We start from the raw sequence: 19,152 nt of genomic DNA on the forward strand, positions 1-19,152 counted from the left end.
GGTGCGTTGCTTTGGTCCAGCACCTTGGTGAAGGGCTTGGTCCAGTGCAGCAGCTCGCGCGCGTGGCGCGCCCAGAAGCCTTCATAGTCACGCTCGGCTTCGTCGCACAGCGCCTGGTAGGCCTCCATGCCGGGGATCGCGGCCTGGCTGGCGAAGCCTTCGGGCGGGTTGAACACGCGATGCTCTTGCATCACCGATTCGATGGCGGACATAGGTTTGTCTCCTGATTTTGGACTGGCTTTGGCTGCCACGTTACGCCCGACGGCTTACTTAAACCTGACGGTAAGACCTGACGGTGGGCCGGGGCGTGCCTGCAACTTGTTGCAATGCAGCGGGAAAAATCCACGCACGCGCCGCGAAAGTGCAGCCTTCTCCATTAGGCTAGCACAGCTATAATGCCGCGAGTTCCATACCTGATCGCGGCGCTTACCCTTGCCGCTCCCGCCGGCTCAGCACCGGCCGCGCCAAGGCGCCGCGGCGCCCGCCGGACGACCAAGGCCGTACCCGTGCCCGCCAACCCTTCAGCATTCTCCCCGGTCTACGCCCTCTTCCTGGTTGCCTCGATGGCACTGGTCGGCAGCAACGTGGGCCTCGGCAAATCGATCATCGCGCATGTGCCGGTGCTGCTGTTCGCGCTGCTGCGTTTTGTCATTGCCATCGTCTGCCTGGCGCCCTGGTACCGGCCCGCGCGCATGCGCCGGGTCTCGCGCGGGGAATGGCTGAACCTGTTCCTGCAGGCGTTCTTCGGCACCTTCCTGTTTACGCTGCTGATGCTCAATGGCGTGCGGCTGACCAGCGCCATGGCGGCCGGCGTGATCACCAGCACCATCCCGGCCACGGTGGCGATCCTGTCGTGGCTGCTGCTGCGCGAACGGCTGTCGCGGCGCACGGTGGCATCGGTGCTGCTGGCGATGACCGGCATCGCCGTGCTGAATATCGCCCGGGGCGACGCGCACGGTGCCGGCAGCGGCAGCCAGGCATGGCTGGGCAACCTGATGATCATGGGCGCGGTGGTGTGCGAATCGATCTACGTGATCCTGTCGCGCCGGCTCACGCAGACGCTGGCCGCGATCGAGATCTGTGCCTACACGCATTTGATTGGCGGGCTGCTGATGCTGCCGCTGGGGCTGGTGCCGCTGCTGGGCTTCGATGCGTCGACGGTGCCCACGCAGACCTGGCTGATGCTGCTGTGGTATGCGCTGTCGGCGAGCGTGTTCTCGTTCTGGCTGTGGATGAAGGGAATCCGCCATGTGCCGGCGCAGCTGGCGGGGGTGTTCACCTCGGTACTGCCGGTGGCGGCTGCCACCTACGGCATCGTCTTCCTGGGCGAGCAGCCGGGCTGGCCGCATGGGGTGGCGCTGGCGTGCGTGCTGGCCGGGATCGTGCTGGCCAGCTGGCCGGGGCGGATCGCGCGCGGCGCGTGGCGCGGCAAGGCGGCCGGCGCCGATCCCGGCGCCGCGGGCTGAGCCACGCCGGCGACGAACGGTTCGGTTACGGTCGGTAACACCGCCCGGTCATCGGCGCTTGGTACAATCCATGCCGCCTTTCAACTCGCTGACACCGCCCCGCCCATGGCTTCCAATCCAATGACCAGGCCGCAGACCATGCGGCCGATCCCGAGCATCATCTTCGCGTCGCGCTGGCTGCAATTGCCGCTTTACCTGGGCCTGATCGTGGCTCAGGGCGTCTATGTCTACCACTTCCTGGTCGAGGTCTGGCATCTGCTGGCGCATGTGACCGAGTTCGACGAGAACAAGATCATGCTGGTGGTGCTGGGCCTGATCGACGTGGTGATGATCTCCAACCTGCTGATCATGGTGATCGTGGGCGGCTATGAGACCTTTGTCTCGCGCCTGGGCATCGACAACCACCCGGACGAGCCGGAATGGCTGGACCACGTCAACGCCGGGGTGCTCAAGGTCAAGCTGTCGATGGCGCTGATCGGGATTTCGTCGATCCACCTGCTCAAGACCTTTATCGATGCCGAGCAACGGACCACGCACACCATCATGTGGCAGGTGGCCATCCATATTGCCTTCCTGCTGTCGGCAGTCGCCATGGCCTGGGTGGACCGGATGGTGTCGCACCCGGCCGGCGCAGCTGCCAAGCACTAATCACATTAGTGCGCTATCGGACGCCTAGTCCCAGCCAGACCGCGGCCATGTGCCGCGGTTTTTGCTTTTGGGCCCGCCCCCACGCAGGCAGCGGCGTTTGCCGCACATTATCGGCTGTAGACGGATGTATGCAGCCGGGCAGAGCGCCCCGGCTCAGTGTATGATTTCAGGCTGTGTTTCACCGCTGCCCTCCCCCACAAAATGACTGTCATCAAGCAAGAAGACCTCATCCAGAGCGTCGCCGACTCCCTGCAGTACATCAGCTACTACCACCCGATGGACTACATCACCAGCCTGGGCCGCGCCTATGAGCTGGAGCAGAGCCCGGCGGCCAAGGACGCGATCGCGCAGATCCTGACCAACAGCCGCATGTGCGCCGAGGGCAAGCGCCCGATCTGCCAGGACACCGGCATTGTCACGATCTTCGTCAAGGTGGGGATGGACGTGCGCTGGGATGGCGCCACCATGGGCCTGACCGACATGATCAACGAGGGTGTGCGCCGCGGCTACACGCATCCGGATAACGTGCTGCGCGCCTCGATCGTCAGCCCGCCCGAAGGCGGCCGCAAGAACACCAAGGACAACACCCCGGCTGTGATCCACTACGAAGTGGTGCCGGGCAACACCGTCGACATACAGGTTGCGGCCAAGGGCGGCGGCTCGGAGAACAAGTCCAAGTTCGTGATGCTGAACCCGTCGGACTCGATCGTCGACTGGGTGCTGAAGACCGTGCCGACCATGGGCGCCGGCTGGTGCCCGCCGGGCATGCTGGGCATCGGCATCGGCGGCACCGCCGAGAAGGCCATGGTGATGGCCAAGGAATCGCTGATGGAGTCCATCGACATCCAGGACATCATCGCCCGCGGCCCGAAGGACTGGGTCGAGGAACTGCGCGTCGAGCTGTACGAGAAGGTCAACGCGCTGGGCATCGGCGCGCAGGGCCTGGGCGGCCTGGCCACCGTGCTGGACGTCAAGATCATGGCCTGCCCGACCCACGCCGCGTCCAAGCCGGTCGCGATGATCCCCAACTGCGCCGCCACCCGCCACGTGCACTTCACGCTGGACGGCAGCGGCCCGGCCAAGCTGGAAGCGCCTGACCTGTCGCAATGGCCGAAGGTAGAGTGGGCCCCGAACACCGAGACCTCCAAGCGCGTCGACCTGAACACGCTGACGCCGGAAGAAGTCGCCTCGTGGAAGCCGGGCCAGACCCTGCTGCTCAATGGCAAGATGCTGACCGGCCGCGACGCCGCGCACAAGCGCATCGCCGACATGCTGGCCAAGGGCGAGAAGCTGCCGGTGGACTTCAAGAACCGCGTGATCTACTACGTTGGCCCGGTCGATCCGGTGCGCGACGAGGCAGTCGGCCCGGCCGGCCCCACCACCGCCACGCGCATGGACAAGTTCACCGAGATGATGCTGGCCGAAACCGGCCTGATCTCGATGATCGGCAAGGCCGAGCGCGGCCCGGTAGCGATCGAGGCCATCAAGAAGCACAAGTCGGCCTACCTGATGGCCGTGGGCGGCGCCGCCTACCTGGTGGCCAAGGCGATCAAGGAAGCCAAGGTGGTCGGCTTCGAAGACCTCGGCATGGAAGCGATCTACGAGTTCGACGTCAAGGACATGCCGGTGACGGTCGCCGTGGACAGCGAAGGCACCTCGGTGCACAAGACCGGCCCCGCGGAATGGCAGGCCAAGATCGGCAAGATCCCGGTCGCCGCGCTGTAAGCCTGGCAGGACGGTAGAATCTGCCGTCGCGCTCGAAAAAGAAGCCGGGTTCCGACCCGGCTTTTTTCTACCTTGTTTCTTGTCGTCCCTGCACCCCAGTGAACCCCGCACCCATCGGCGTCTTCGATTCCGGCCTTGGCGGCCTGTCCGTGCTGCGCGAGATCCGCGCGCTGCTGCCCCATGAATCGGTGCTGTACCTCGCCGATTCGAAATACGCCCCGTACGGCGAGAAGCCCGAGAAGTTTGTCGAAGCGCGCACCCTGCAGGCCTGCGAATGGCTGATCGCCCAAGGCTGCAAGGCGCTGGTGATCGCCTGCAACACGGCCACCGGCCACGCTGTGGAACTGCTGCGCAAGCAACTGCCGCTACCAATCATCGGTGTGGAACCCGGCCTGAAACCTGCCGCCGCGGCCAGCCGCAGCAAGGTGGTGGGCGTGCTGGCCACCGCCAATACGCTCAAGAGCGCCAAGTTCGCGCGCCTGCTGGCGTCTCTGGATGGTGAAAGCCGTTTTATCTGCGAAGCCGGCCTGGGCCTGGTATCGCTGATCGAGCAAGGCGACATCGATGGCCCGGCCGTGCGCGAGCGCCTCGATACCTACCTCACGCCCATGCTCGAAGCCGGCGCCGACACGCTGGTGCTGGGCTGCACCCACTACCCTTTTCTCTCCGGCACGATCCGCGCGATGGTTGGCGACCAGCTGGCACTGGTCGACACCGGCAGCGCCATTGCGCGCCAGCTGGCACGCAAGCTGGCCGAACACAAGCTGGCCGCCGCGCCCGATGCCACGCCGCACGACCGCTTTGCCTCGACCAAGGACGCCGCGCACCTGCGCGCGATGGCAGCCACGCTGCTGCAGGTGGAAGCGGATGCGGAAACCGTGGTGATCGAGCCGGCGCCGGCGCTCTGACCTCTGACCGGCGCCTTCCCCTACTGCAGGAAGCCCAGTGGCCGGTGCTCCCGCACCTCGGGCTTGATCGCGTGCTCCTGGCGCAGCTGTGCCAGGAACTCATCCGGCGTCAGCGCCTCGCCCAACAGCACACACTGGCGCTTGACCGTGGCGAAGTCGCCCGGCGTCAGGCAATCCATCGTATCCAGTTCACGGCGCATGCTGTCGGTCAGGCCGGCGGCATCGCCGTCGAGCGCCTCGTCGACAAACATCGCCACGCGCTGCGCGGGCTTGAGCGCCAGGAAGCGGATCTTGAAAGAGAAGCGGCGCAGCGCCGCCTCGTCGATGCGGTCGAACAGGTTGGTGGTGCAGATAAAGATGCCGTTAAAGCGCTCCATGCCCTGCAGCATCTCGTTGACCTCGGAGATCTCATAGTTGCGCACCGCCTGCTGGCGGCTCTGCATGAAGCTGTCGGCCTCATCCAGCAGCAGCACCGCCCCATCCTCTTCGGCGCGCGCGAACATGGCGGCGATCTGCTGCTCGGTCTCGCCCACATATTTGCTCATCAGGTCGGAGGCGCGGCGGATCATCAGTGGCAGGTCCAGCTCGGACGCGATATGCTCGGCCAGCGCGGTCTTGCCGGTGCCGGGCGGGCCGTAGAAGCACAGCGTGCCGCGCTGGCGCACGCGCAGCGCGTCGACGATCTTGACCACCTCGTAGCGGGTTTCCAGGTGCAGGTTCTCCAGCCGGTAGTGCGTGACCACCGGCCGCGCCTCGGCCTCGGGGCGCAGACCCATGGCGCGGTCGGCGTGTTCCAGCTGGCGCAGGATCAGCGCTTCCACCGGCTCTTCCACGTCGGGCCGTGCCAGCTCGACAAAGCGCGCGGCCGACTGCACCTGCGCGGGCGTCAGCGTCTTGCGCCCGGCCAGCCCGGTGATAAATGCGTCGCTGACGTCCAGCCCGCCCAGGTGCTTGCGGATGATGTTCTCGCGCACCAGCGGCGGCGGGATCTTCAGCTCCAGGTGGAACTGGAAACGGCGCAGGTAGGCCGGGTCGATCTGCCGGATCGAATTCGAGATCCAGATCACCGGCACCGGGTTCTGCTCTAGCGTCTGGTTGACCCAGGCCTTGCCGTTGACCGAGGCGCGCGTGTCTTCCTGGCCGAACAGGCTCATCAGCTCGCGCGCGCTGCCCGGGAAGACGTCTTCCACCTCATCGAACAGCAGCGCGGTATGGGCACGCCCGCGCAGGAAGGCCTGCGACACCTGCAGCGAGCGGTAGCGGTCCTTGCCCGACAGGCTGTTGCCGTCGCGGTCCAGGCAATCGACTTCATACAGCTCGCAGCCCGCCTCGCGCGCCAGCAGCCGCGCGAACTCGGTCTTGCCGGTGCCGGGCGGCCCGTAGATCAGCACGTTGACTCCGCTCGCATGCTGGCGCGTGGCATTGGACAGCAGCGCGCACAGGTAGCGCGCGTCGGTCTCGACATGGGGATAGTCGGCAGTGGTCAGCGTGGGCGGCGCGGCCGGGCGGGTGAAGACCGCCATCATCTCGGCTTCGTTGGCGTAGTTGCCCAGCAGCACGTGCAGCAGCCGGTCCGAGAGCCGCATCAGGTCGCCCAGGTCGGTCACGCTGTTTTCCGGCAGCGGCTGTTCGATCAGGTTCAGCGTCTCCAGCCGCGAGCCCGGGCGCAGCGAGGCGGCCACGTCGGCCGCGCCGGCGCCGGTCAGCCCGGCCAGGATCTGGAACGCTTCCTGGCTGTGCGCCACCTTGCAGTCGACCATCACCGCGCGCAGGTCGCGCTTGTACTTGGCCAGCGCCGCGTACAGCAGCAGCTTGCGCTCGTGCTCGGGCAGGTCCAGCACATGGCTAAGCATGTCGATATTGCGCACCAGCAGCACGCGCTCGCCTTCCAGGCGCTGGGCGATGGCAGCGGCCGAAGCGTCGAACACGGCGAACATGTCCTTGGCGTGGTGCTTGACGTACTCGTCCAGGTAATAGAACAGCGCGCTTTCGTCGAAAGCGCTGTTCCATTGGCCGTGGCGGTCCAGGAATTCCTCAGGGGTCAGGCGAGCGGTGCCCTTCCAGGCGGGCATGTCGGCGCAGCGCGCGGCCAGGAAGCGCTGCACGCGCAGCACCACGCCGTACGGCCACACCATCTCCTGCGCGCTGACGGTCAGGACATCGTTGATATTGCTGCGCAGGTTGAAGCGCGGGCCCAGCGCGCAGACCACGCGCAGGGCAAACTGCGCGCACATCCAGTCCAATGCTGAACTGGACGATGTGCCAGGCATGGAGCGCAGAATCGTCGATCGGTCATCTTCAGCAAAACGTGTGAAGTCCATGAACGGGTCCCCGAGCGCGCTGTGCGCGATGGCGGGGCCGCGACCGGGGCACCGCCACGTCTGCAGTTTCTTCCTATGCTAGCGCGCTTTGGTACCGACCGCGCATGCCTGTGCGCCACGGGCACCGGCAATTGTGGCCTGGGGCACCGAAGCGCAGCAAAGTGCCAGAGCGCGCCAGCGCGCATGCACCGCTGCATCACCTCCCGAAATGCTGCCTGGACTTGCCGGTATAACGTGCCGGGCCAGAAAATTCCAGTTGCGACGCACAAATTACAAAAAATAAGAATCATTATCGTTTATACTAGCCCGCTGACACGCTGCCCCAGAGTGGCGCTCCCACGGCAACCCAGTTGAAGGAGCGTTTATCATGGAATTGCTGCTTAGCCTGCTGGTTGGTTGCGGCATCTCGCTGATCCTGTTTTATCGCAAGTGACGGCGCACAGCGCCGCCGCGGTGCCACCGCTGGCAGACTTTTGTTGTTGACACATGTTCGACCAACGCTTCCTCAAGATTACGCTCGCCGTACTGCTGTTCCACGTCGGCCTGCTCTACCTGATCCAAAGCGGCCTGGGCCGCAAGCTGACCGAGGCGGTGATCTCGCCGGAAATCGTCGCGCGCATCATCCCGCTGGAGCCTCCCAAGCAGGAAGCCCCGCCGGAGCCGCCCAAACCCAAGCCCAAGCAGGAAACCCCGCCCAAGCAGGTGAAGGTGACCACGCCCAAGCCGACCCCGCCGCAGCCCAAGCCAACCCCGCAGCCGGTAGCCAGCCTGCCGCCAACACCGAACGCGCCCGAGGCTCCTCCCGCGCCGCCGGCACCCCCGGCACCGGCACCTGAGCCCGCCCCGGCGCCGGTATCCGCCGCGCCGCGTGCGGTCGGCATCGGCGAAATCCAGTGCACGGCGCCGCAACCGAAGTATCCTTCCCTGTCACGCCGCATGGGCGAGACCGGCAAGGCCGTGGTGCGCCTGACCACCGACGAAAGCGGCAAGGTCGTGAAGACTTCCGTCGTATCCTCGAGCGGTTCATCGCGCCTGGACCAGGCCGCGGTAGAGGCCGTGCAGGCCATGCGCTGCAAGCCTTACATGGACAACGGCCGCGCCGTCGCCGTCACGGCGCAGCAGCCGATTGGCTTCGAACTGAACTGACCGCCCCAGATTTCCGATCTCTGATCTGACCTAAACCAAGCGAACTCACCAGGAACCAACACATGCAGGACCTCGGACTCTCCCACCTCTGGACGCAAGGCGACTTCGTCATGCGTGCGACCGCGATCATTCTGCTGATCATGTCGCTCGCCTCATGGATCGTGATCCTTACCAAGGCGTGGGATCTGGTGCGCCTGAAGAAGATGGCGCACGGCGCGGAAAAGCGCTTCTGGCATTCGGACGATTTCGACCACGCGCTCGAAACCCTGGGCGCCGGCGACTCCAACCCGTTCCGCACGCTGGCCATCGCCGGCAAGGAGGCCGCCCAGCACCACCGCGCCAGCCAGCCGCAGCTGCACGACGTGATGGATATCTCCGACTGGTTGACCCGCTCGCTCAAGAGCTCCATCGACGACTCGGTGGCGCACATGCAATCGGGCCTGGCAGTGCTGGCTTCGGTGGGCTCGACCGCACCGTTCGTGGGCCTGTTCGGCACCGTGTGGGGCATCTACCACGCTCTGATCGGCATCGGCGCCTCGGGCGTGCCGACCATCGACAAAGTGGCCGGTCCCGTGGGCGAGGCGCTGATCATGACCGCCTTCGGCCTGGCCGTGGCAATTCCCGCCGTGCTGGGCTATAACGCCCTCACCCGCGGCAACAAGTCGGTGATCTCGAAGCTCAACCGCTTTGCCCACGACCTGCACGCCTACTTCGTCACCGGCGCGCGCGTGCGCCCCACCGGCGCCCGCGCCGAGGACGGTACCGTGCGCCTGGCCGCGGCTCAGCGCTAAACCGCAAGCAAGGAAGTCATCATGGCATTCGGTACTCTCGACGGCGACGACGACGAGGTGATGAGCGAGATCAACATGACGCCGCTGGTCGACGTCATGCTGGTGCTGCTGATCATCTTCATCATCACCATCCCCGTGATCAACCACGCGGTGAAGATCGACCTGCCGCGCGCCACCAACACCCCGAACGACCCGAAGCCGCAGAACATCAACGTCTCGATCGACGCTGCCGGCAAGGTCTTCTGGAACCAGGTGGAAGTGGACCAGGCCACGCTGGCAAGCAATATCGCGCTGGCCGCGCAGCAGCAGCCGCAGCCTGAGCTGCACCTGCGCGCGGACCGCGAGGTGCGCTACGAGCGCGTGGCCGAGGTCATGGCCGCCGCGCAGCACGGCGGCCTGGGCAAGATCGGCTTTATCACCGAACCCAAGCAGTAGGCGGGCGCCGCCAGGCGCTCCGGAACGACAAAGGGCACCTCAGGGTGCCCTTTGTCGTTGATGCCGCCGAGTCATGGCGCCAGCCTGCGCTGCGTCGCCTCTTGCGCCCCCCTTCTAACCGCACTTGGTCGTTCCGCGAATCTTAGTCAGAGGCTATTGTAATGATAACAATTCTCATTTAATATCTTTCCATCGACTGCGCCATGACCGGCGCGCCCTTTTTGCAGAACGGAGCCAGAAGATGAGCACACTTTCCCTGCCGCTGTCGCAACCGCGTGAAGTCACCCGCCGCCGGCTGTCGCTGCGCCGCGTCGAGGTCGCCGCGCAACCGCGCCGCGAGGCCAGCGCGAAGGCGGCACCGTCGACCATCGCATCCGTGAAGTCCGCGGTGGCGGCCCTGCCCGCCCGGCTCGAGGCACTGGTGCGCGACAGCCTGTCGCCAGCGCCTGCCGGCGAGGCGGTGGCCCTGGATGCCATCATGCGCGGCGCCAGCACCCTGCCGATCCTGCACAACGGCGATGTCTACACGCTGCGCGTCACGCGCTACGGCAAGCTGATCCTGACGAAATGACGCGGCCCCGCGGCGATACCGCAAGGTTGAAGCCAGAGGGAAGCGATCTAGACCCGCGTTGGGCGCGGGTGCCACGTACGTGGCAGTAAAGACTTTTGTGGGGACCACCTCGGAACGAGGTGTTGGGCAGTAGCCAGGTACTGGTGCCGCGGGCGGGATTCAGACCCCACGCCGGGCCGACCGTACCCAGCCATGCCCTCTTTTATGCCGCCCCGCAGGCCATGCCTGCGGGGCATTTTCATGCGCCGGCACAGTGGCCGGCGCAAGGGCTTTACAGGCCCAGCGCAGCGATGCCGGCACGCGCGATCTGCGCGTCTTCGGTCGACTTCACGCCCGACACGCCCACGGCACCGACCACCTGATCGTTGCAGACGATGGGCACGCCGCCCTCCAGCATGCCTTGCAGCACCGGCGCCGTCATGAACGAGTAGCGGCCGTTGTTGATCATGTCTTCGTATACCTTCGACTCGCGACGGCCCAGCGCCGAGGTACGGGCCTTTTCGCCGGCAATATAGGCCGAGATCGGCGCGGCACCATCCAGGCGCTGCATCGCCAGCAGATGGCCGCCATCGTCCACCACGACGATCGACACGGCCCATTGATGATTCTTCGCCTCGGTTTCCGCAGCGGCCATGATCTTCTTCACGTCGTCTGCCGTCAGAACCGTCTTTTGCTGCATGCCACTCTCCTGGTCATTCATTTGGTTGAGGCCGAAGTATAGCGCCGCACCCCCGCCATCGTCATGACAGGCGCCCCATTGCGGTGCGCCGGAGCGCGGGGAAAAACAAAAATGGCCCGCGCTTGGCGGGCCATTCATCATGGACGGACAACAGCGATTCAGGCGCCGTCCGAGTACGGATCCGGCTTGCCCATGCGCGCGCCATCGGTGTATGGATCGGGCTTGCCGAGGCGGGCACCGTCGGTGAACGGATCAACCTTGCCCATCTTGGCACCATCGGTGTACGGGTCCGTCTTGCCGACCCTGGCGCCGTCCAGGTACGGATCGACCTTGCCGACGGCGGCAAATGCGGAGGTGGAAAGCGCGCCCAGCGCGGCCAGGGCTGCGACGGCAGCAACGGCTTGTGTGATCTTCATGGATATTCCCCTTGCTATTGTTAGTCGAGGCACCGTACAGCACTTGGCGGTGCCGTCATCACGATGTCACAACGGTAGTTTAGGGGAAAACCCTTATGACGATAGAGGTGACGCTTTGAGCAGTCTGTTCAAATAATTTGACTACGCTCAGCAAGGGGTCGAATTTCCGGGAACTGGCTTCAGCGCCTCATGTCGCAGTGCGGCAGGAAAAAAGAAAGGACCCCGGAGGGCCCCTTCTCTTTTAAAAAGCTTGCGCAGCTCGAACGGGCGATCAGTCGTCGCGCCAACGGCCATGACCATGGCCATGCCCACGGCCACGATGGTATCCCGGCGGGCCATAGTAGCCGCGGTGGCCGCCGTAATAGCGCGGCGGGCCGTAGTAGCCAGGACCGTAATAGACCGGACGCGGTCGTACCACCACCGGGGGCGGGCCGTAGTAGACCGGCGCAGGTGCCACCACGACAGGCGGCGGTGCATAGTAAGCCGGGGCTGGCGGATAATAGGCGGGCGCGCCAACCACTACGCCCGGCACGCCGATTGCCACGCCGACGCTCACATGGGCCATTGCTGCCCCGGAAGCAAGCCCGGCTGCGACACCGAATGCTACGAGCCACCAACGTTTCATATCCGCCTCTCAAAGTGAGATTTCTCTTAATCCGTATTGTAGGGGTTCGGAATTTTCCAGGTGCAACGGCAAGGTCGACATTGTTACCAGCCGTAACAGCGGCGTCACTTTTTCGCGCGCCAGGCGCCCGCAGCAGTAACGCGCTTGCATCCGGGATGCCGAGCCACCACAATACCGGGCTTGCCGTGCGGCCGTGGAGAAATTGGTAGACTCAGCAGACTTAAAATCTGCCGCCTTTCCAGGCTTACGGGTTCGAGTCCCGTCGGCCGCACCAGGGTGTACAGCCCCCCTCCGCCCCCGCTTCAAAATAAAAGAAGGGGCCATCGGCCCCCTTCTTTTGCTGCCTTCAGCTCCGCGCGCGTCAGGCCATCGCGTAGCACATCAGCGCACCCACCCCCATCAGGAACACGAACAGCACACCGGCCAGCGCCAGCGGCTTGCGTCCGGCGCGCACCAGATCGCCGATGCGGGTGTGCAGGCCGATCGCCAGCATCGCGCAGGCCAGCAGCCAGTTGTCCAGCGCGATCAGCGGCGCCTTCCAGGCAGTGGGCACGGTGCCGGCCGAGTTGACCGCCATCACTGCGACAAACCCCACCGCGAACCACGGCACCGACTTCAGGATGCCATGCAGGCGGCTGCCGCCTGCGGTGCCTTGCTCGGCTTGCTCGCCGCCCTGCGGCCACAGCGCCATCACCAGCAGCAGCGGGCCCAATGCCAGCACGCGCACCATCTTGGCCACCACGGCAGCGTCGGCGGTCGGCTCGCTGATCATCTTGCCGGCGGCGATCACCTGGGCCACCTCGTGCAGCGTCGCGCCGGTAAAGATGCCGAACATGCGCTCGCTGACGGCCCAGTGCCAGTGGCCGGTCGCCAGTTCGTACAGATAGGGATAAAGCAGCATGCCGACGGTGCCGAACAGCACCACCGTCGCCACCGCCACGGCGGTCTGTTTGTCGTCGGTGCGCACCACCGACGATACGGCGATGGCCGCGGCGGCACCGCAGATGGCGCTGCCGGAGCTGACCAGGATCGCTTCGCGGCGGCTCAGGCCGAAGAACGTCGTACCCACCCAGGTGCCGAACAGCAGCGTGGCCACCAGCATGGTCAGCGGCACCACGATGCCCGGCAGGCCCAGGGCGACAATCGAGGCAAAGGTCAGGCGCAGCCCGTACAGCGCCACGCCCAGCCGCAGCAGGTGGTGGCGTGCGACCTGCATGCCGGGGGCCAGCGGCGCCAGCCAGTGGCGCGGCAGCGTGTTGGCCGCGACCATGCCGGCGCACATGGCCAGCGTCAGCGCGCTGAGCCCGTAGCGCGCCACGGCCGGATGCTCGGCCAGCGCAATCGCCAGCCAGGCAATGCCGCCCAGCGGTACCAGCGTCAGCAGGCGCTGCGACCACGGCGGCGGCAAGGCCGGCGCGGCGGCCGGGGTGGTGCGAGTGCGGGGGGCGGAGACGGAGGACATGGCAGGCTCGGGTCGTGTTCTTTAGTGACTCAAGCGTACTGGCCCCCCGCTAACCCGTAAAACGGGTAATATCGTTATGCATTATTGATTATATCGATATGGACCACCGCCCCGATCCCCGGCCCGAACATCGTCCCCTGCGCCTGACGCTGCGCCAGCTGTCCGTCTTCGTTGCCGTGGCCCAGCATGGCAGCACCATGGCGGCGGCGCAGGCACTTGCGATGTCGCAGTCGGCCGTCAGCGCCTCGCTGGCCGAGCTTGAGCGCGCGCTCGACAGCCCGCTGTTCGACCGCGTGGCCCGTCGGCTCAGCATCAACGAGACCGGCCGCCAGTTTTTCCCGCGCGCGCTGTCGCTGCTGGACCAGGCCCAGGAACTGGAGCGCTTTGCCACCCAGACCGGCGTGCAGCTGCGCATCGCGGCCAGCAATACCATAGGCAGCTACATCCTGCCGCCGCTGCTGGCGGGCTTCCGCCATTCGCGCAGCGGCCCGTGCACGCTGGACCTGCGCATCGGCAATACCCGCGAGGTGCTGCAATCGTTGCTGCAGTTCGACGCCGATATCGGCCTGGTCGAAGGCGCCAGCCATGAGCGCGACCTGCGCAGCGTGCCCTGGTGCGATGACGAGATGGTGGTGGTAGTCGGCCCCTCGCATCCGCTTGCGGCCGTGCCGCACGACCTGGTGGCGCTGCGCGATGCCGAGTGGATCGTGCGCGAGCCGGGCTCGGGCACGCGCGAGGTCATCGAGGAACGGCTGGTGCCGCTGCTGGGCGAGCTGCGCTTCGCGCTGGAGCTGGGCAACGCCGAAGCCATCAAGCGCGCAGTGATGAGCGGCTTCGGCGTCAGCTGCCTGTCGCTGCATGTGGTGCGCGATGAACTGGAGCGCGGCACGCTGGTGGCGATCCGCGACGGCCTGCCACGCATCGTGCGGCCGCTGCAGCTGGTGGTGCACCAGGACAAGTTCCCGACCCAGGGGCTGCTGGCCTTTACCGAATACCTGCGCACCATGGCGCCGCGGATCGGCGGCTGAGCCGCACCCAGGCTCCGGTCAGGCCGGCTGCGGATCCGCGCTGCGATTGCGCCGCGCCGTGTACAGGTCGAGCAGGTGGAACAGCACCGGATTGAGCATGATCGACAGCAGCGCCCCGGCCAGGATCAGCGCCTGGCCGCGCTCGGGCAGGATCTTCAGGTAGACGCCGAGGCTGGCGAGAATGAACGAGAACTCGCCGATCTGCGCCAGGCTCACGGCAATGGTCATGCCGGTCTGCCCGGAATGCCCGAAGGCACGCACGATGCCCAGCGCCGCCAGCGACTTGCCCACCACGATGATAAACACCGTCGCCAGCACGCCCCACGGATCGTTGACCAGCACCATCGGGTCGAACAGCATGCCCACGGATACGAAGAAAAGCACGGCGAAGGCATCGCGCAGCGGCAGCGACTCTTCGGCCGCACGATGACTGAACTCGGACTCCGCCAGCACCATGCCGGCAAAGAACGCGCCCAGCGCGAACGACACGCCAAAGAGCGCATAGGCGCCGTAGGCCACACCCAGCGCCGTCGCCAGCACGCCCAGGCGGAACATCTCGCGGTTGCCGGTCCAGACGATGCGCTCCAGCATCCACGGGATAAAGCGCCGGCCGATCACCAGCATCACCGCGACGAAAGCGGCCACCTTGCCCAGCGTCGCGAAGATCGCGAGCACCACGTCACCGGTAGCCGGCGCGGCCTCGCCCGATGTTTCGCCCGAGGTTACGCCGGAAGCCGCCAGCAGACCTGCCATGGCCGGCAGCAGCACCAGGGCCAGCACCATCGCCAGGTCTTCCACGATCAGCCAGCCGACCGCGATGCGGCCCTGCGGCGACTCCACCAGGTCACGCTCCTGCAAGGCCTTTAGCAGCACCACGGTGCTCGCCACCGACAGCGCCAGTCCGTACACCAGCCCCTGCCCCCATGACCAGCCGAAGCCCCAGGCCACCAGCATGCCCATCAGCGTGGCGATGCCGATCTGCACCACCGCCCCCGGAATGGCGATGCGCTTGACCGCCATCAGGTCCTTGATCGAAAAGTGCAGCCCCACCCCGAACATCAGCAGGATCACGCCAAGCTCGGCCAGCTCCGGCGCCAGGGCCTGGTCGGCGGTATAGCCGGGCGTGTGCGGACCGACCACGATGCCCGCGCACAGGTAGCCGATCAACGGCGGCAGGCGCAGCCGGCTGGCGATGGCGCCAAGGATAAAGGCCAGGACGATACCGCCGACGATGGTACTGATAAGCGGGGTGGCGTGATGCATGCGCGCGGGATTCCTCGTGTCAGGGGCTGAACGACTAACCCGCTCCCGGCCCTGGCAACCGCGACAGCGCATCCGGCGCGCACCAGCGGTCAGCGCGGGGAAATCGCCGCAACAATTGGCAGCAGCATCGGAACGGGGAAGAACGGGAAGTGCCGCAGCGGCCCCGGACACGCCGGCGGCGCGTCACGGATCGGGGATGGCGATTGACATGCTGCCCCGCTATCCATCACGCGGAGCCCCCCGAAAAGCGTACGACAGGAGTAATGTAACATGCCCGCCACGTGCCCGAGGCGCGGAGATGGCGGACGATCCGGCGCCTGCTTGACTGAAGGCCAGGCAGGGAACTGGCCCGGAAAACAAAAACGGCGCCGCGAGGCGCCGTTCTGCATGCAACTGGAGGCGGAGGTCGGAATCGAACCGGCGTACACGGCTTTGCAGGCCGCTGCATAACCACTCTGCCACCCCGCCAGGTGACGTGCTGCTGGATTGTATCCGCATTCAGCCGATGCTGCCGGAGCGCAGCTTCCGGCAATGTCTTGCGGCGATTCAACCCAAACAAAAAGGGAAGCGGTGCTTCCCTTTGGGGATTGGAGCGGGAGACGAGTCTCGAACTCGCGACCTCAACCTTGGCAAGGTTGCGCTCTACCAACTGAGCTACTCCCGCAGGGGCACTACCGAATTCCAATAAGGTGTTTTATGCCGCAACACGCTGCTATCTCACAACATCTTGCGCCAAACCCACCTTATCTCGCTGCTTTCGTTTGTGTCGTCAGCAACGAGAATGAGATTATGCAAAGAACTGCTCTCGCCGTCAACACCTTTTCAAAAATTCTTTTCATTTCTGCGCGCCGGCGCGCGCCACCATCCCGCTGCGCTCGCGGATTTGCGGCCAGGCCAGCTTCATGTAATAGAACATCGACCACAGCGTCAGCACCGCCGCCACGTAGATCATCCACGTGCCGAGCAGGTGGGCATCGAAGCCGAACAGGCGGTCGCTGTACAGCAGCAGCGGGATCGCCACCATCTGCACCGTGGTCTTGAGCTTGCCGAGGAAGTTCACCGCGACGCTCTTGGAAGCGCCGATCTGCGCCATCCATTCACGCAGAGCCGAAATGGTGATCTCGCGCCCGATGATCACCAGCGCGATCAGGTCCGTGACCCGGCCCAGTGCCAGCAGCGAAAGCAGCGCCGCCGTCACCATCAGCTTGTCGGCGACCGGATCCAGGAAGGCCCCGAACGACGAGGTCTGGTTCCAGCGCCGCGCAAGGAACCCGTCCAGCCAGTCCGTGACCGCGGCAATGATGAAGAACGACGCCGCCGTCAGGTTCTTGGCGTGCATCGGCAACCACGCGTCGGGCAGGTAGAACACGCCAACCACCAGGGGAATCATGGCGACGCGAAGCCAGGTCAGCAGGATCGGGAAATTGAAGGGCATGGAACTCGGGCGGCGGGGGACGGTAACCAATCTTGCGATTGTCGCCGATTTCCGGACCAATCGACCATCACTGGTCAATTTCCCACCGCGCGGCCCCGCGCGCTCAGTGCAACTGCCTGTAGATCTCTTCGGCCAGGCCGCGTGAAATGCCCTCGACGCTGGCCAGTTCGTCGATGCTGGCGGCCATCACGCCGCGCAGCCCACCGAAGCGGGTCAGCAGCTTCTGGCGCCGGCGCGCGCCGATGCCCTCGATCTCTTCCAGCCTCGAGGTGGTGCGCGTCTTGGCGCGGCGCGCGCGCATGCCGGTGATGGCAAAGCGGTGCGCCTCGTCGCGGATCTGCGCCACCAGCATCAGCGCGGCGCTGCCCTGCCCCAGTTCCAGCGACGGACGGCCATCGGCGAACACCAGCGTCTCCAGGCCGACCTTGCGGCCCTCGCCCTTGGCCACGCCGACCAGCAGGCCGATATCCAGCCCGAGTTCTTCGAACACCTGCCGTGCCACCTCGACCTGTCCCTTGCCGCCGTCGATCAGCACGATCTGCGGCACCTGCGCCGCGGCTTCGCTGCCGGCCTCCATGCCGCCGTCTTCCTGGATCTGCTCGACCAGCTTCTGGTAGCGCCGCGTCAGCACCTGGCGCATGGCCGCGTAGTCATCGCCGGGAATGATGTCCTGGATGTTGTAGCGGCGGTATTCGCTGTTCTGCATGTCGTGGTGGTGGTACACCACGCACGATGCCTGGGTGGCCTCGCCGGCGGTATGGCTGATGTCAAAGCATTCCACGCGCAGCAGCGCCAGGTCTTCCAGGTCCAGCCCGATGGTTTCGGCCAGCGCGCGCGTACGCGCCTCCTGGCTGCCCTGCTCGGCCAGCCGGCGCGACAGCGCCAGCGCGGCGCCCTGCTGCGCCATCTCCAGCCAGACCTTGCGCTGGCCCTGCGGCTGGCGCACCAGCGTGACCTTGCGCCCGGCGTGCAGCGTCAGCGCCTCGAGCACCGTGGCATCGTCCGGCGCATGGCTGACGACGATGATGGGCGGCGCCGGCTGCTCCAGGTAGTGCTGCACCATGAAGGCCGACAGCACCCGGGTGGCGATGCGGTCGACGGTCAGCGGCGGCGCGGCGGCGGCGCTGTCATCCTCGCGCTCATCGGCATCCTCGACGATCATCGCCGCTTCGTCGGCATGGGCCGGGAAGTAGGCCTTGTCGCCCAGATGGCGGCTGCCGCGCACCATGGCCAGGTTGACGCAGGCACGCCCGCCCTCCACGGCGACGGCCAGCACGTCGATGTCGCGCGCCTGCCCGCCTACCTCTTCCACCGCCTGGCGCTTGAGCACGGTCGACAGCGCCGCGATCTGGTCGCGCACGGCCGCGGCCTGCTCGAACTCCAGCCGCTCGGCGTGCTGTTCCATCTTGCCCTGCAGGCCTTCCAGCACCTCGGTCTGGCGGCCTTGCAGGAAGCGCGCCGCATTGGCGACGTCGCGCGCGTAGTCCTCTTCGCTGATGGCGTTGACGCACGGACCGGTGCAGCGATGGATCTGGTGCAGTAAGCACGGCCGCGTGCGGTTGTTGAAGACGGTGTCCTCGCAGGTGCGCAGCTGGAACACCTTCTGCAGGATCTGCATGCTCTCGCGCACCGCATAGGCGCTCGGGAACGGCCCGAAGTACTGATGCTTGCGGTCGGTGGCGCCGCGGTAGTACGCCATGCGCGGGAAGCGGTGCCCGGTCAGCTTCAGGAACGGGTACGATTTGTCGTCGCGGAACAGGATGTTATAGCGCGGCGCCAGCGCCTTGATCAGGTTGTTCTCGAGCAGCAGCGCCTCGGCCTCGGTGCGCACCACCGTGGTATCGATGCGGGCAATGCGCGCCACCATCATCGCAATACGCGGCGACAACTGGGTCTTGTTGAAGTAGCTCGACACCCGCTTCTTCAGGTCGCGCGCCTTGCCCACGTACAGCACATTGCCTGCCGCGTCGAAATAGCGGTACACGCCCGGCAGGCCGGGCAGGCGGGAAATGACCGGGCGCGGGTCGAACGGCTCCGGCGGCGCTTCAGCAGCCGCCTCGGCAGTCACCTCGGCTGGCCGGGCGGCCGCCGCTTCGGCCGGAACTTCGTCGGCGGGATTTGGGGAATCGGGTTGCTGGTCGGACATTGGGGACGGTGACCGCTACACGGCCTGCGCGCATCAAAACGGCATGGCCTCTAAAATCGCAAGTTTAGAGCAATTCAGCGCGCGCCC

18 protein-coding genes and 3 tRNA genes are annotated in these 19,152 nt (G+C 66.0%); 10 read left to right on the forward strand and 11 right to left on the reverse strand.

Translation table 11 applies throughout. The annotated features are described in order from the left end of the window. Positions 1-212, reverse strand: a 212-nt coding sequence (locus tag AC3WQZ_RS33140; protein WP_492297541.1) for an acetyl-coenzyme A synthetase N-terminal domain-containing protein, incomplete at its 3' end; no start/stop codon positions are given. Between the two features lie 294 nt (positions 213-506). On the opposite strand from AC3WQZ_RS33140, the gene AC3WQZ_RS33145 reads away from it, so the two are divergent. The 4 genes from AC3WQZ_RS33145 to murI all read left to right on the forward strand — a co-directional run bounded on the left by AC3WQZ_RS33145 (position 507) and on the right by murI (position 4,747). Next, positions 507-1,466 carry a DMT family transporter gene (locus AC3WQZ_RS33145; RefSeq protein WP_011615710.1) on the forward strand — a complete coding sequence of 320 codons (960 nt, stop codon included), beginning with the start codon at positions 507-509 and terminating at the stop codon, positions 1,464-1,466. Positions 1,467-1,571: 105 nt separating this feature from the next. Next, positions 1,572-2,114: a TIGR00645 family protein gene (locus AC3WQZ_RS33150; protein ID WP_037024644.1), complete on the forward strand. Its 543-nt coding sequence runs from the start codon at positions 1,572-1,574 to the stop codon at positions 2,112-2,114. A gap of 201 nt (positions 2,115-2,315) precedes the next feature. Continuing rightward, complete coding sequence (locus tag AC3WQZ_RS33155; RefSeq protein WP_010814713.1) at positions 2,316-3,839, forward strand: fumarate hydratase; 1,524 nt, start codon at positions 2,316-2,318, stop codon at positions 3,837-3,839. A gap of 98 nt (positions 3,840-3,937) precedes the next feature. Then, a complete protein-coding gene (murI, locus tag AC3WQZ_RS33160; RefSeq protein WP_010814712.1) occupies positions 3,938-4,747 on the forward strand; it encodes a glutamate racemase in 810 nt (269 codons plus the stop codon). Between the two features lie 20 nt (positions 4,748-4,767). Here murI and AC3WQZ_RS33165 read toward each other — a convergent pair whose 3' ends face one another. Continuing rightward, positions 4,768-7,068, reverse strand: coding sequence for an AAA family ATPase (locus AC3WQZ_RS33165; RefSeq protein WP_011615711.1), 2,301 nt, complete (start codon positions 7,066-7,068; stop codon positions 4,768-4,770). A 486-nt stretch (positions 7,069-7,554) separates the two neighbouring features. On the opposite strand from AC3WQZ_RS33165, the gene AC3WQZ_RS33170 reads away from it, so the two are divergent. The 4 genes from AC3WQZ_RS33170 (at position 7,555) to AC3WQZ_RS33185 (ending at position 10,011) form a co-directional block, all read left to right on the forward strand. Then, positions 7,555-8,214: an energy transducer TonB gene (locus AC3WQZ_RS33170; RefSeq protein ID WP_492301976.1), complete on the forward strand. Its 660-nt coding sequence runs from the start codon at positions 7,555-7,557 to the stop codon at positions 8,212-8,214. Between the two features lie 62 nt (positions 8,215-8,276). Then, on the forward strand, positions 8,277-9,005 hold the full coding sequence (locus tag AC3WQZ_RS33175) for a MotA/TolQ/ExbB proton channel family protein (RefSeq protein ID WP_010814708.1): 729 nt from the start codon (positions 8,277-8,279) through the stop codon (positions 9,003-9,005). 21 nt (positions 9,006-9,026) lie between these two features. Continuing rightward, positions 9,027-9,440 carry an ExbD/TolR family protein gene (locus tag AC3WQZ_RS33180; RefSeq protein WP_010814707.1) on the forward strand — a complete coding sequence of 138 codons (414 nt, stop codon included), beginning with the start codon at positions 9,027-9,029 and terminating at the stop codon, positions 9,438-9,440. Between the two features lie 241 nt (positions 9,441-9,681). Further along, positions 9,682-10,011, forward strand: a complete 330-nt coding sequence (locus tag AC3WQZ_RS33185) for a hemin uptake protein HemP (protein ID WP_010814706.1) — start codon at positions 9,682-9,684, stop codon at positions 10,009-10,011. A 271-nt stretch (positions 10,012-10,282) separates the two neighbouring features. Here the strand turns inward: AC3WQZ_RS33185 and AC3WQZ_RS33190 are convergent, their stop codons facing one another. The 3 genes from AC3WQZ_RS33190 to AC3WQZ_RS33200 form a co-directional block, all read right to left on the reverse strand. Next, on the reverse strand, positions 10,283-10,690 hold the full coding sequence (locus tag AC3WQZ_RS33190; RefSeq protein ID WP_010814705.1) for a heme-binding protein: 408 nt from the start codon (positions 10,688-10,690) through the stop codon (positions 10,283-10,285). A 158-nt stretch (positions 10,691-10,848) separates the two neighbouring features. After that, entirely contained in the window at positions 10,849-11,106 is a 258-nt protein-coding gene (locus AC3WQZ_RS33195; protein ID WP_010814704.1) for a hypothetical protein, read from the reverse strand. Between the two features lie 271 nt (positions 11,107-11,377). Further along, positions 11,378-11,731: a hypothetical protein gene (locus AC3WQZ_RS33200; protein ID WP_011615713.1), complete on the reverse strand. Its 354-nt coding sequence runs from the start codon at positions 11,729-11,731 to the stop codon at positions 11,378-11,380. A 187-nt stretch (positions 11,732-11,918) separates the two neighbouring features. On the opposite strand from AC3WQZ_RS33200, the gene AC3WQZ_RS33205 reads away from it, so the two are divergent. Further along, positions 11,919-12,005 (forward strand) — tRNA-Leu (locus AC3WQZ_RS33205). Between the two features lie 87 nt (positions 12,006-12,092). On the opposite strand, the gene AC3WQZ_RS33210 is transcribed toward AC3WQZ_RS33205, so the two are convergent. After that, entirely contained in the window at positions 12,093-13,193 is a 1,101-nt protein-coding gene (locus tag AC3WQZ_RS33210; RefSeq protein WP_011615714.1) for a YeiH family protein, read from the reverse strand. Positions 13,194-13,291: 98 nt separating this feature from the next. Between AC3WQZ_RS33210 and AC3WQZ_RS33215 the strand changes: the two genes are divergently transcribed. Beyond that, positions 13,292-14,221 (forward strand): LysR family transcriptional regulator, encoded by a 930-nt coding sequence (locus AC3WQZ_RS33215; protein WP_010814701.1) that lies wholly within the window; start codon positions 13,292-13,294, stop codon positions 14,219-14,221. 18 nt (positions 14,222-14,239) lie between these two features. Here AC3WQZ_RS33215 and AC3WQZ_RS33220 read toward each other — a convergent pair whose 3' ends face one another. From AC3WQZ_RS33220 to uvrC, 5 genes are all read right to left on the reverse strand, one after another. Further along, positions 14,240-15,484 (reverse strand): cation:proton antiporter domain-containing protein, encoded by a 1,245-nt coding sequence (locus AC3WQZ_RS33220; RefSeq protein WP_010814700.1) that lies wholly within the window; start codon positions 15,482-15,484, stop codon positions 14,240-14,242. 394 nt (positions 15,485-15,878) lie between these two features. After that, a tRNA-Cys gene (locus tag AC3WQZ_RS33225) sits at positions 15,879-15,952 on the reverse strand. A gap of 120 nt (positions 15,953-16,072) precedes the next feature. Continuing rightward, positions 16,073-16,148: transfer RNA gene (locus AC3WQZ_RS33230), tRNA-Gly, on the reverse strand. A 171-nt stretch (positions 16,149-16,319) separates the two neighbouring features. After that, entirely contained in the window at positions 16,320-16,919 is a 600-nt protein-coding gene (gene pgsA, locus AC3WQZ_RS33235; RefSeq protein ID WP_010814699.1) for a CDP-diacylglycerol--glycerol-3-phosphate 3-phosphatidyltransferase, read from the reverse strand. Between the two features lie 103 nt (positions 16,920-17,022). Beyond that, positions 17,023-19,065 (reverse strand): excinuclease ABC subunit UvrC, encoded by a 2,043-nt coding sequence (gene uvrC / locus AC3WQZ_RS33240; protein ID WP_010814698.1) that lies wholly within the window; start codon positions 19,063-19,065, stop codon positions 17,023-17,025. Between the last annotated feature and the right edge of the window lie 87 nt (positions 19,066-19,152).

Source organism: Cupriavidus sp. FW305-26 (assembly GCF_058787975.1).

Excerpts from the sequence above, each read along its gene's own strand:
- AC3WQZ_RS33150 (WP_037024644.1), top strand. The coding sequence starts at position 1,572 with ATGGCTTCCAATCCAATGACCAGGCCGCAGACCATGCGGCCGATCCCG.
- AC3WQZ_RS33155 (WP_010814713.1), top strand. The coding sequence starts at position 2,316 with ATGACTGTCATCAAGCAAGAAGACCTCATCCAGAGCGTCGCCGACTCC.
- AC3WQZ_RS33165 (WP_011615711.1), bottom strand. The coding sequence starts at position 7,068 with ATGGACTTCACACGTTTTGCTGAAGATGACCGATCGACGATTCTGCGC.
- AC3WQZ_RS33170 (WP_492301976.1), top strand. The coding sequence starts at position 7,555 with ATGTTCGACCAACGCTTCCTCAAGATTACGCTCGCCGTACTGCTGTTC.
- AC3WQZ_RS33175 (WP_010814708.1), top strand. The coding sequence starts at position 8,277 with ATGCAGGACCTCGGACTCTCCCACCTCTGGACGCAAGGCGACTTCGTC.
- AC3WQZ_RS33180 (WP_010814707.1), top strand. The coding sequence starts at position 9,027 with ATGGCATTCGGTACTCTCGACGGCGACGACGACGAGGTGATGAGCGAG.
- AC3WQZ_RS33185 (WP_010814706.1), top strand. The coding sequence starts at position 9,682 with ATGAGCACACTTTCCCTGCCGCTGTCGCAACCGCGTGAAGTCACCCGC.
- AC3WQZ_RS33190 (WP_010814705.1), bottom strand. The coding sequence starts at position 10,690 with ATGCAGCAAAAGACGGTTCTGACGGCAGACGACGTGAAGAAGATCATG.
- AC3WQZ_RS33195 (WP_010814704.1), bottom strand. The coding sequence starts at position 11,106 with ATGAAGATCACACAAGCCGTTGCTGCCGTCGCAGCCCTGGCCGCGCTG.
- AC3WQZ_RS33200 (WP_011615713.1), bottom strand. The coding sequence starts at position 11,731 with ATGAAACGTTGGTGGCTCGTAGCATTCGGTGTCGCAGCCGGGCTTGCT.
- AC3WQZ_RS33210 (WP_011615714.1), bottom strand. The coding sequence starts at position 13,193 with ATGTCCTCCGTCTCCGCCCCCCGCACTCGCACCACCCCGGCCGCCGCG.
- AC3WQZ_RS33215 (WP_010814701.1), top strand. The coding sequence starts at position 13,292 with ATGGACCACCGCCCCGATCCCCGGCCCGAACATCGTCCCCTGCGCCTG.
- AC3WQZ_RS33220 (WP_010814700.1), bottom strand. The coding sequence starts at position 15,484 with ATGCATCACGCCACCCCGCTTATCAGTACCATCGTCGGCGGTATCGTC.
- pgsA (WP_010814699.1), bottom strand. The coding sequence starts at position 16,919 with ATGCCCTTCAATTTCCCGATCCTGCTGACCTGGCTTCGCGTCGCCATG.
- uvrC (WP_010814698.1), bottom strand. The coding sequence starts at position 19,065 with ATGTCCGACCAGCAACCCGATTCCCCAAATCCCGCCGACGAAGTTCCG.